The organism is Pseudomonas sp. F220 (assembly GCF_057813935.1).
In genome coordinates, this window is sequence record NZ_JBVASJ010000028.1 from 72,921 (window position 1) to 82,249 (window position 9,329).

A 9,329-nucleotide genomic window follows, 5' to 3' on the forward strand; every position below is an offset into this window, starting at 1 on the left:
GAAGCCCCTAATCCTGAATCTCGAATGCACTGCTCGCCAACCGTTCGCCATTCACCATAATGTGCACTGCATGTTTGCCCGTGTAGTGTTTGCGGGTGGTCAGTTCGCGAATGTGTTGGGCGCGGCTGATGCTTTCGCTGGCGTTGGGAGCAAGGGTGAACGCCTTGAGTTTGAAGACTTTCGCCGAGGTACTGCCTGAGGCTTTGACGTAATCGATCGCGTAGTCGACCACCAGGCGCTGACTGCCGCTGATGGCTGATTCGAGTGTGAAAGACAGGGTGATTTTCTCGCCCAAACGAATCACCGGCGGCTCCACTTTCAGATCTTGGAGGTGCACCTCAGGTTTGCCGCCAGCACCGATAATCGCCAGTGCCCGCTGGTTGCCTTGTTTGATCAGGCTGCGCAGAGCGTGTTTGGCAATCCAGGCCGTGCGCGGATCTTCCAGAGACCAGCCTTCGATCAGATCGAGTACCCACTGCGGGTGGTCCTTGGTGATGTCGTTGAGGTGATTGGCCACCGACTTGCGCACGTACAGGCTGCTGTCGGCGTTCAGGTTGTCGAGGATTGAAGCCGCCAAGGTGGGATCGGCTTGCACCTGCTCCAGGCGAAATGACCAGGGCAGGCGCGGGCGGCTGCCTTCGCAGGCCAGGCGCCGGACATGTTCGTTGTCGTCCTGGGACCACAGGTTCATCACGGCAATAGCGCGGTCGAAATCGCTGCGCAAGAAGTGCCGAACCGCAAACTCCGAAGAGCCGAATGCCGTGAAGTATTTGAGCGCGTCCATGGACAGCTCGAACGCGTGGGCGCCATAGGCCGCGACGTAATGCGGCAGGAACATGCTGACAAAGCGGCTGTTCAGGCGCGGGGCCAGCGCACGGAGGAGCTCCAGTGTTTGCTCGTAATCGAGTGCGATCACCGCGTGCAGACTGTCGCTGACCCGGGCCAGACGCTGCATCACCGACAACTCGGCCAGACCGTCATTGGCTCGTTTGAGGAAGGTTTTCGCGTTGAACGGCGGGTAGACCGCAGTCATTTCCGTGGCGATGTGCTGAAGTCGCTCAGCGTTGAAAATTTCTTTCAGGGCAGGGGAACTTTGGTCTGCGGTGGTCATTGTGGATTCCTTTGAAATCACCGTTTACTTGATGAACCGCGTCATCGTTCATCGCGAGCAATCACCATCAACTCCGAACCCTTGATCAACCCTTTGACTCTTCCTCAAGCTGATCCGCCTCGAACAACCGTGCGAGCTCGGCCCGGGCTTCCTGGGCGGTCTGCATTACCTTGGCAGCATCGTCGTAGATTGCATGTTGGGCTTCAAGCACCTGTTCGTCGTGGTGGGTGAAGCGCTTGATGCGCGCGTCGGCCTGGGTCTGGCTAAGGCCAAGCCCGACCAGGGTACGCCGGCTCATTTCCAGGCTCGAATAGTAGGTTTCCCGCACCGCTTGGGCACCGACATCCACCAGCCGATGGACATGCTGACGGTTGCGCGCGCGGGCGATGATTTTCATGTGCGGGTAGAGTTTGCGCACCAGTTCGGCGGTTTTGATGTTGGTGTCCGGGTCGTCGGTGGCGATCACGAAAAATTCTGCCTGTTCGACTTTGGCAGCCTTTAGAATCTCCGGGCGCATTGGGTCGCCATAGAACACCGGTACTCCGCCAAAGCTGCGGGACAGCTCAATGGTTTCCACCGAGGTGTCCAGGGCCACGAATTTGATGTTCTGCGCCCGCAGAATCCGCGCGACGATTTGCCCCATACGGCCCATGCCGGCGATCACCACCCGTGGCGCATCGGCGGCGATCTCGCGGTATTCCGGCGGCATGCTCACGGGTTTCACGGTCGGCTTGACCAGCCGCGCGCACAACAGCAGCAGGAGCGGCGTCAGCGCCATGGACAGGGTGATGGTCAGCACCAACAGGTCGTACAGTCGCGGCGCGAACAGCCCCTGATCGCGGCCGATCTTGAACACGACGAAGGCGAATTCACCGCCGGCCGCCAGTACGATGCCCAGGCGCATGGCATTCAGTCGACCCAGCCCGCCGGCCAGCCGCCCGACGACAAACAACAACGGCAGTTTGATCAGGATCAGCAATACGGTCAGCCCCAGCACCGCAGCAGGCGCGCTGAACAGCAGGCTGATATTGGCGCCCATGCCGACGCTGATAAAAAACAATCCCAGTAATAATCCTTTGAACGGTTCGATCTGCGCTTCCAGTTCGTGACGGTATTCCGAGTCGGCCAGCAGCAAGCCTGCGAGGAATGCACCCAGCGCCATGGACACACCTACCAGATCCATCAGCCATGCAGTGCCGATCACGACCAGCAGCGCGGTGGCGGTGGAGACTTCCGGCAGACCGGTTTTGGCCACCACGCGAAACACTGGACGCAACAGATAACGCCCGCCGATCACCACCACAGCGATGCTGCCCAGCACCCGCAGACCGTGATTCAAGTCTTGGGCGGCGGTGGTGGTGTGATCGCCGCCAGCCAGCAACGGCACCATGGCGATCAAGGGAATCGCGGCGATGTCCTGAAACAGCAGAATGGCAAACGCCAGCCGACCATGGGGGCTGGTCAGTTCCTTACGTTCGGCCAGGCTCTGCAAGCCGAATGCGGTGGACGACAGTGCCAGACCCAGCCCCAGTACGATGGCACTGTTCAGCGGTTGACCAAAGACGAACAGCGCGACCGTGCCGATCACCAACCCCGTCAGCATCACCTGCGCAAGGCCCACGCCGAACACTGATTTGCGCATCACCCAAAGCCGTCGCGGCGAGAGCTCAAGGCCGATGATGAACAGCAGTAACACCACACCCAGTTCGGAAATATGGCTGACGCTTTGCGGGTTGTCGATCAGGCCCAACACCGACGGACCGATGATCACTCCGGCAAACAGATAGCCCAGCACAGCCCCCAGTTTCAGACGCTTGGCCAAGGGAACGGTCAGCACCGCCGCGAACAGAAAAACAACAGCGGCTTGCAACAGGTTGCCTTCATGGGGCATGGCTGACTCCAGGGTGTCTCTGACAATTGATGCAGGCTGGCGCGGCCAGCCTTGGTTGAGTGCGGATTCTACCGGCGTGAGGGGGATGGTGCAGTGGGAAACAGGGGCGCTCTGACACCGGTCAGTTAAGCGTCATTTTTTCGAGGAAGCTTCAGATGGTTCGCCCGGCTTGAAAACTACCCCTCTCCCCAAGGGGGAGAGGGAGCTGATCTTGAGTGTCTATCGAGCTGCTGCGACCTGTGAAACCGAGTCGATTATGGATTCGACCTGGTACTTTCAGGTCGCAGCACTTCTTCAGGTATTCACAATCTGCTCCCTCGCCCCCTTGGGGAGAGGGTTGGGGTGAGGGGTGGTTTTCGGACCAGACAGAAGATTTATGCCAACTGACCAGCGTTTAAAGGCTGCCACGAATATGCGACAACGCCCGTTCGACATATTCGTCCTTTTCACCCACCGGCGCGAAGTAGTGCAGCACCTCTTGGGCCTCGGATATCCCTTTGAACCGGGCAATCATCCAGGCCGCGAGGTATTGCGCCGACAAACACCCGCCGGCGGTGGCGAGATTACCTTCGCTATAAAACGCCTGGTTGATGACGTTGATCCCTGCAGCCTGCACCCAGGGTTTGCTGGTGGTGTCGGTGCAGGCCGGCACTTGGCCGAGCAAGCCGAGTTTTGCCAGCAGGAAGGTGCCGGAGCATTGAGCGGCCACTAGCTGCTGTGTCGTGTCCAGGCACAGTTGACTCATGATCGCCGGGTCATTGGCCACTTCACGGGTCTTCATCCCGCTGCCGACCAGCACCGCATCAGCCTGACAGGCTTGTTCAAGGCCGATATGCGCATCAATGGTCAAACCGTTCATTGAGGTCACCCGGGCGGTCGGCGAGGCAATACTGACGCGCCAGTCTTTATCACCCAGCAAGGAAATTCGGCTCAACATGCCGAAGGCGATCAGTGAATCGAGTTCGTTGAAACCTTCAAAGGTCAGAATGGCAATGTGCATGGAAATAGTCCGGAGCAGGGCGGAGGGTGTGTTGGCAGGTTACTCCGCAGCTTCGCCCTGATCCCGATACAGTGGCGCGTAGAAAGATCAATACAGTCAGCTCTTGGCTTTTTCGAAGGATTTGCCCTGACCGAGGACGACCCAGGCTGTGTGAACGCGCGCTAAAGACGTCGAAAACTGAGAGTCGCGAGGGTTGCCTGTGGAATCAGTGAGCGGAAGCGCGAATTACCTTAGTCAGCTACATAGACGTTCGTAATGCCGTTTGGGCCGCGTCAGCGGCCTAAACGGCTACTAACTGGCGAGCCAAGTGGCTGGATTTACGCCCTGATCGCCTCAAGCAGTCCTACGATGCCGAAGATGCTCATCATTCGTTTGAGGTTGTAGGCGAGTACATGAAGACTCATTTCGGTACTTACCCGCGGAAGTGTTTTGGTCAGGAAGTGGGTGGCTCCCATCCAATATTTGAGCGTTCCAAAAGGATGCTCAACAGTCTGGCGGCGAACCTTCATCTTCCCCGGGTCATGTTCCAGCCGAACCTGCATCGCATCGACTACCGCCTCATGTTCCCAGCGCTTCACACGGCGCTCCTTACCCGTCGTACATTGCTTGTGCATTGAGCAGGACTGGCAGCCCGAGAAGTAGTAACAATGCATTAACATGCCGTCTTCCATCGACGAATGCCGCCTGGTTAGTAACTGCCCCGCAGGGCATCGATATTCGTCCGACGCAATAAGATAGATGAAGTCCTGCTTGCCGAATCTGCCTTCGGCTTTGCTGCCAGATGTCAGGGGTTTCGGTACGAAGGTAGTGATGCCGGCTTGCTCGCACGCAAGGATTTCCAGACCTTTGTAGTAGCCTCGGTCGGCCACCACCGTTAGCGATTCAGCCTCGATTTCTTCACGCGCCTGGTTCGCCATATTGCTCAGTTGCCCACGATCATTACCAACGTTGGTCACTTCATGGGCAATGATCAGATGGTGTTTGTCGTCGACCGCTGTTTGTACGTTGTAGCCAACTGTTCCGGTGCCTCGGCCGCTCGTGGCCATTGAGCGTGCATCTGAGTCCGTGAGGGAGATCTGCTGGTCTGGACTTTCGTGGAGCTGCGTCTCGATTTCCTTGAGTTTCTGCATTTGCTTTTTCAGTGTTTCTATCTTTTCTTTAAGCCGCTCTGCTTTGGCCTCGGCCACTTCGGGCGTTGCCCGATCCGCCGAATCCATCGCTGCCAGATATCGATCAATGCTCTGCTCGATCTGCTGCATGCGTGCCTTCACCTTGCCCTGAGTGAAGTTGCGGTCGCGATTATTGACGGCTTTGAATTTGCTGCCGTCGATGGCAATGATCGACTGAGAGAAGAGATTGAGGTTGCGGCAAAGCACCACGAACTGGCGGCATACGCTGCGAATGGCTTTGCCGTTGTCTTTGCGAAAGTCGGCAATGGTTTTGAAGTCCGGAGCCAAACGCCCCGTTAGCCACATCAACTCGACGTTGCGCTCGGCCTCACGCTCAAGCCGGCGGCTGGACTGAATCCGATTGAGATAGCCGTAGATATAGATCTTCAGCAAGACCGCTGGGTGGTAGGCCGGACGACCAGTTGCGGCAGGATCGACGCCCTCAAAACCAAGTGCGCCCAGGTCGAGTTCATCGACGAAAACATCGACCACGCGCACTGGATTTTCTTCGGCTACGTAATCATCCAGACACTCCGGCAGCAAGGTGACTTGCGTCCGAGCCTCACCCTCAACGAATCGCTTCATGATCGCCCCCGATACGATCTAGACGATCAGAAGGTTAGACAATCACTGGCGTTTTCACACAGCCTGGACCCGAAGCTGACGCTCACCAATGCGCGCTTTGCGTCGGGTGCCCACCTTTATTAAACGACCTGGACGATGTTTAGACGGCCTGCGTTGGTTTGCGTGCCCAAGCTCCAAACATCACATCACCAATATAAATGCTGTCGGCCTGCGCCTGTTCCGCATCCAACCGCGCTTGCAATGTGTCGATCTCAATCTCCTCTGCCGTCGCGACGCCATGCGCAAGAACTCGTGGCAGACAGGCGCGAACGATGCCGCCTAAACCATAGGCTGAGCTGGGAGTCTGCACCAGACATTCTGCACGGACGTTTTCCACGACCAGTCCCGCTTGCGTCAAGATTCGATGTAGGTTGAAGCCAATGTGGAGATCGGCTCCTTCCAACTCGATCATCCTTCGAATCCAACCTTGGGCTTGGGCGTGCAACGGGAAGGGTGCAAGGCTTGCCGGCACCATTGTGCTGTCGTGCTCCTGGAATACAATAATTCCCCCTGGTCGAAGTCGCGTGGCGAGCACACGGACGGCCTGCACAGTATCAGCCTGGTACATCAGTACCCGTCGTCCCACAATGGCATCGAAACTTCCTAGAGCCTCCGGCAGTGAGAGCAGATCCCCCTGTATAAAGGTTGTCGCCGCTACGCCCTCTGGGTGTATCCGCTGACGTGCTATGGACAGCGCATTTGCGTCTTGGTCTATGCCAACGACTGCTCCGTTTACTCCAACGAGCCTTGCTGCGAGGAAGGTGACCTCCCCGGAGCCACAGCCTATATCGAGTACTCGCATTCCAACACGCACCCCAGCATCCGAGAGAAGGCGGTGAGTGAAATCAGGTTGGGAAGTTGACATGAAAGTCCTCCATTGGCTTTACATATCAGTATGCGGCGTTGCTGAAGTCGGAACAATTCGCTTCCATCTGCGCGATCAGACACTCCAAGTGTCTGCTGATAGCTGCCGGTCGCGACAGGCTGCTATCGACCCAGGCTGTGTGAAAACGCAGGCACCGCTTTGAAGTCTGCGTTGCTACGGAAAATCTGCCAGCGTTTGGTTAGTCAGCAGACCTGGAATTTGCGTAGGAACGCGATTTTCGGTGCGGTTCTGACTGCCAAACTCGCACTAAAACGTTTTCACACAGCCTGGACCCGTTGCTGCACTGACGAAGGTTGCCAAGTAACGGAAATTCTGGGAAAACCCTGCCCTCGGAGCCATCCAGGGCTACCCAACCAACGAGAGTGAGTGATGAGCAGCGAATTGCAGGTGATAGACATTCAACTGGGCGACGGCAAAGAAGCAGTCAAAGGCGCCTTGATCACCACCCAATACCGCGGTTTTCTGGAGGACGGTACTCAGTTCGACTCTTCGTATGAGCGCGGTAAACCGTTCCAGTGCGTGATTGGCACAGGTCGGGTAATCAAAGGGTGGGATCAGGGGCTAATGGGCATGAAAGTCGGCGGCAAGCGCAAGCTTTGGGTGCCGGCGCACCTTGCCTATGGCGAACGGTCGATGGGCGCTCACATCACGCCCAACTCAAACCTGACCTTCGAGATCGAGTTGCTGGAAGTGCTGACTCGGGACGATTGATCATCGCTAAGCCTCGAACCCCGGCAATTGCACGATCTGCTCGGCCAGATACTGCGTTAGCAGTCGTGTGCGCAACGGACGGTAGCGGCGTTCAGGATAAAGCAGGAACGCTTCGTTCGCCGGTCCGTTCCAGTTGGGTAGAACACGCACCAACTGCCCCGTTTCAAGCAGATCGCTGACCAGCTGCGCTCTGACTTTCTGAGCAGGCCGCAGCTTCGGAACAATGATCAGATCAAAGATCAGATCAAAGATCAGATCAAAGATCAGATCAAGATCAGATCAAAGATCAGATCAAACCTTCTGCTTTCAGTGCCTGTTGCACGGCGGGGCGGGCGCCAACTCGCTTCTGAAAGGCCGAGACGGCCGGCCAGGGTGTCAGGTCGATGGCCATGTGGCCGGCCCAATTGACGATGGTGAACAGGTAAGCGTCGGCCACGCTGAACTGGTCGCCAGCGAGATAGTCCCGGCCAGTCAGGGCCTTATCGATCAGACCCAGGCGACGGGCAATGGTGGCGCGGGCGCTGTCTTTGAGTTCGTCCGGGCTGGTGGGGTTGAACAGCGGTGCAAAGCTTTTGTGCAGCTCGGTTGCGATGAAATTCAGCCATTCCTGCACGCGGCCGCGAGCCATGGAGCCGGCGGGTGGCAGAAGGCCGGCGGTCGGTTTCTGGTCGGCCAGGTACTGGACGATAGCCGGCCCTTCGGTGAGCAGTTCACCGTTGTCCAGCTGCAACACCGGGACGTAGCCCTTGGGGTTGATCGTATAGAAATCCACGCCACTGGCGGTAGTGTGGGACTTGAGATCAACCTTCTCCGTTTCGTGGGCCAGGCCCAGTTCGCAGAGGACGATGTGTGGCGAAAGCGAGCAGGCACCAGCGGTGTAGTAGAGCTTCATACCTTTCTCCATTTCGGCAAATGACCTTGGGAATCCAAACCGTGATGTCAAAAAAATCAGAAGGTGGGGAATTGGCTGTAAAGCATAGCGCAACAAAATGAGCCCGATGGAGGCGGTGTGGTGGCCAGCGCGCCTTGGCAGCATGTTCTTGATTCGTTCCCACTGGTCGTTTCTTAAGGCATATCTTTTTGTCATGCCGTTTTATAAGGATGCCTCTAGACCCGAATCAGCGTCGATTGTTTTTCAATTGATGAAACGCCGTAGTCAGGTAAATAGCTCGATATCTTCAAGGGTGTCTGCAATAACACCCTCAAGAGAGGGGAATTTTTTCCTCGCCTGCTCAAAGGCTGCGAGTACCGTCTCCATTTCCAACTCACCCTGTCGGCGTGCCACATGGCCAAGGGCCGTGATGGCCGCTGATGCAACCGTTTCGGTTCCGCTGTTTAGATGTTGCAGACAAGTGCTCTGAGCCCACGCTCCGTCCGGTTCGTTAAGACCGATAGAAACCAGTGCAGCTACAACATCGGCTTCATTTCCGCTGGCAAGAAAATTCGTCGCTTCATCGTGGCTCATAGATGGATCTTGATAGCGCAGGCTCACTTTTTAACTCCTGGAATGTTGCCTTTGACGATGGCGTGGTACCCATAGACAACAACTGGGTCGACAATCAGATCCTGCCGTGGGCTCTTGGGCGCTCAAACCGGTTGTTTGCTGGCTCGCTGCGCAGCGGGACGCGAGCGGCTGCGATCATGAGCCTGATCCAGTCGGCACGGCTCAACGGCCATGATCCGTATACTTATCTAAAGGTTGTGCTGAAGCGACTACCCAAGCAGGAAATGAGTGAAATTGCACAGTTACTGCCACATAACTGGCAGACATCCACCAGTAGCTGATTAGCGCATATCTATGTCCCGCTAGGGAAACTCTGAAAAAGACTTCCCGATCTGGTGAAATACGCACCTCACACGAACAGAACGGTTGAGCCCCGATGAAACAGATGTCCTTCGCCGATGCCGAATACGCCGGCAAACGTAAGCAAACCCGA

At 56.9% G+C, this 9,329-nt stretch carries 8 protein-coding genes and 2 pseudogenes; 2 read left to right on the forward strand and 8 right to left on the reverse strand.

The features are described 5' to 3' along the window. Positions 1 to 7: 7 nt before the first annotated feature. The 5 genes from ACZYSM_RS21205 to ACZYSM_RS21225 form a co-directional block, all read right to left on the reverse strand. Positions 8 to 1,111 (reverse strand): DNA alkylation repair protein, encoded by a 1,104-nt coding sequence (locus tag ACZYSM_RS21205; RefSeq protein WP_489074233.1) that lies wholly within the window; start codon positions 1,109 to 1,111, stop codon positions 8 to 10. An 85-nt stretch (positions 1,112 to 1,196) separates the two neighbouring features. Continuing rightward, the gene (locus ACZYSM_RS21210) at positions 1,197 to 3,002 is read right to left on the reverse strand and encodes a monovalent cation:proton antiporter-2 (CPA2) family protein (protein ID WP_489074235.1); all 1,806 of its coding nucleotides are present in this window, start codon (positions 3,000 to 3,002) and stop codon (positions 1,197 to 1,199) included. Between the two features lie 394 nt (positions 3,003 to 3,396). After that, on the reverse strand, positions 3,397 to 4,002 hold the full coding sequence (locus ACZYSM_RS21215) for a DJ-1/PfpI family protein (RefSeq protein ID WP_489074237.1): 606 nt from the start codon (positions 4,000 to 4,002) through the stop codon (positions 3,397 to 3,399). A 317-nt stretch (positions 4,003 to 4,319) separates the two neighbouring features. Further along, positions 4,320 to 5,756 carry an IS1182 family transposase gene (locus ACZYSM_RS21220; protein ID WP_489074239.1) on the reverse strand — a complete coding sequence of 479 codons (1,437 nt, stop codon included), beginning with the start codon at positions 5,754 to 5,756 and terminating at the stop codon, positions 4,320 to 4,322. A 139-nt stretch (positions 5,757 to 5,895) separates the two neighbouring features. Then, positions 5,896 to 6,660 (reverse strand): methyltransferase domain-containing protein, encoded by a 765-nt coding sequence (locus ACZYSM_RS21225; protein ID WP_489074242.1) that lies wholly within the window; start codon positions 6,658 to 6,660, stop codon positions 5,896 to 5,898. A 390-nt stretch (positions 6,661 to 7,050) separates the two neighbouring features. Between ACZYSM_RS21225 and ACZYSM_RS21230 the strand changes: the two genes are divergently transcribed. Continuing rightward, the gene (locus ACZYSM_RS21230; protein ID WP_489074244.1) at positions 7,051 to 7,392 is read left to right on the forward strand and encodes an FKBP-type peptidyl-prolyl cis-trans isomerase; all 342 of its coding nucleotides are present in this window, start codon (positions 7,051 to 7,053) and stop codon (positions 7,390 to 7,392) included. 6 nt (positions 7,393 to 7,398) lie between these two features. Here ACZYSM_RS21230 and ACZYSM_RS21235 read toward each other — a convergent pair. From ACZYSM_RS21235 to ACZYSM_RS21245, 3 genes and pseudogenes are all read right to left on the reverse strand, one after another. Then, a pseudogene (locus tag ACZYSM_RS21235) lies at positions 7,399 to 7,581 on the reverse strand (LysR family transcriptional regulator); the annotation flags it as partial. Positions 7,582 to 7,678: 97 nt separating this feature from the next. Continuing rightward, a complete protein-coding gene (gene gstA, locus ACZYSM_RS21240) occupies positions 7,679 to 8,284 on the reverse strand; it encodes a glutathione transferase GstA (protein ID WP_489074246.1) in 606 nt (201 codons plus the stop codon). A 264-nt stretch (positions 8,285 to 8,548) separates the two neighbouring features. Continuing rightward, a complete protein-coding gene (locus ACZYSM_RS21245; RefSeq protein WP_489074248.1) occupies positions 8,549 to 8,857 on the reverse strand; it encodes a hypothetical protein in 309 nt (102 codons plus the stop codon). A gap of 53 nt (positions 8,858 to 8,910) precedes the next feature. On the opposite strand from ACZYSM_RS21245, the pseudogene ACZYSM_RS21250 reads away from it, so the two are divergent. Further along, positions 8,911 to 9,177: pseudogene (locus tag ACZYSM_RS21250) on the forward strand (transposase domain-containing protein); the annotation flags it as partial. Positions 9,178 to 9,329: the final 152 nt, after the last annotated feature.